The sequence below is a fragment of the Burkholderia sp. Se-20378 genome (genome assembly GCF_017104665.1).
Taxonomy (GTDB): Bacteria; Pseudomonadota; Gammaproteobacteria; order Burkholderiales; family Burkholderiaceae; genus Burkholderia; species Burkholderia lata.
In genome coordinates this window covers 1-1759 of sequence record NZ_JAAGPG010000945.1, presented here as the reverse complement: position 1 = coordinate 1759, position 1759 = coordinate 1, and the positions used below count along the sequence as shown (strand labels likewise).

2 protein-coding genes and 2 pseudogenes are annotated in these 1759 nt (G+C 69.9%); all 4 read left to right on the top strand.

The window, feature by feature from the left end; all coding sequences use genetic code 11:
- Window positions 1-312: pseudogene (locus G3N93_RS39230) on the top strand (hypothetical protein); the annotation flags it as partial.
- 99 nt (window positions 313-411) lie between these two features.
- On the top strand, window positions 412-717 hold the full coding sequence (locus tag G3N93_RS39225; protein ID WP_122947597.1) for an EF-hand domain-containing protein: 306 nt from the start codon (window positions 412-414) through the stop codon (window positions 715-717).
- A 43-nt stretch (window positions 718-760) separates the two neighbouring features.
- Window positions 761-1474: a response regulator gene (locus G3N93_RS39220; RefSeq protein ID WP_174937108.1), complete on the top strand. Its 714-nt coding sequence runs from the start codon at window positions 761-763 to the stop codon at window positions 1472-1474.
- Window positions 1474-1759, top strand: a pseudogene (locus tag G3N93_RS39215) (two-component sensor histidine kinase); the annotation flags it as partial. The gene G3N93_RS39220 and the pseudogene G3N93_RS39215, both read left to right, overlap by 1 nt.

The following is a 1759-nucleotide window of genomic DNA, read 5'->3' as shown; positions in this document are numbered from 1 at the left end:
GCACCGGCGCCTGCACCGGCCGCCGTCGTGGTCACGCCCCCGCCGCCCGTGCCGGCCGCCGTCATCGTCACGCCGCCGCCCCCGCCCAAGGTCGTGCGTGTCGCAGCACCGAAGGCTGTCGTCGTCACACCGGCACCGCGCGTCGTCTACGTCGCCCCGCCGCCGCCGAAGGTCCTGTACCTCGCGCCGCCGCTGCCGCGCTCCGTGTACGTCGCCCCGCGCGCCGTGTATGTCGCTCACCCGCCGCGCGCCGTCATCTGGGTGCCCGCCCACTGGGCCGGCCGCGTGTGGGTGCCGGCGCACTGGGCGTAACCCGGCGCCACTGCGTTTCGTTTCGCTTCGTTTCGTTTTCCATCCGTTTCATCAACCACCCGGCCGGCGCAGACCGTCGGCCACGCAAGGAGAAACCCCATGAAGTCCATCAAGAAGATGATTGCCGTCGTCGTTTTGTGTATCGTCTCAGCAGCAGCGTCGGCCCAGCAGGTGCCGCCCGGCGCGGCGAACGGCGGTGCACGCGTCGAACGCGCGCTGATGCAGTTGCAGACCCGCTTCGCCAGCGCGAACACGACGCACGACGGCAAGCTCACCCGCGAGCAGGCCGCCGCGGGCATGCCGATGGTCGCGCAGCATTTCGACGAAATCGACACGCAGCACAACGGCTACGTCACGCTCGAGCAGCTCGCCGGTTTCATGCGCCAGCGCATGGCGGCCCGTTGACCCCGCACGACAATCCGGCCGCGCACGCACCGGGAGGCAAGCGATGGAACAGTCCTGCAGGATCGTCGTGCTCGACGATGAAGCCGAGTTGCGCAACATGCTGCAGCGCTTCCTGACCGGCCATGGCTTCCAGGTCCGCGCGGTCGCCGACGGCAAGCGGCTCGACCGCCTGCTGCAGCGCGAACCGTACGACCTGCTGGTGCTCGATCTGATGATGGAGCCCGAGGACGGCCTGAGCGTGTGCCGGCGCCTGCGTGCCGAAGGCCAGACGCTGCCGATCCTGATGCTCACCGCGAAAGGCGACGCCGCGGACAAGGTCGTCGGCCTCGAGACGGGCGCCGACGATTACCTGGCGAAGCCGTTTCTCCCCGACGAACTCGTGGCCCGCGTCCGCGCGCTACTGCGGCGGCAGAAAATGGCGGCCGGCGAGCCGACGGTCACGTCGCAGCGATTGCGTTTCGGCGCATTCACGTTCGACGTCAGCCAGCAGACGCTGATGCGCGACGGCACACCCGTAGAAATCCATTCGGCGCAGATGCTGCTGTTGCATGCACTCGGCTCGTCACCGAACCGCGCGGTGAGCCGCGAGAACCTGCTCGCCCGCGCCCGCGGCCGCGACCATGCCGCACTCGACCGCAGCGTCGACGTGCAGATCCTGCGGCTGCGCCAGATCGTCGAGGACGATCCCGGCAAGCCGCGCTTCATCAAGACCGTCTGGGGCATCGGCTACATGCTGGTGGCCGGCATCGAGTCGTGATGCGCATCCCGCTGCCGCGCTCGCTGCTCGCGCGCAACATCGCGCTGCTGGTGGCGCTCGTCGCGCTGTCGCTCGCCTGTTCGCTCACCGTGCTGCTGCACTACGTGCAGCGCCCGCGCATCGAGCGGGCCTCCATCGTCTTCTCCGACTACGTGCGGTTGCTCGACCGCACGCTCGCCAGCCTGCCGCCCGATGCCGGCGGCACGGTCATCGCGCAGTTCGGCGGCCAGGCCGCGCTGCCGCCCGCCACGCCGCCGCAAGCGCCGAACCTGGCGGCCTTCTTCC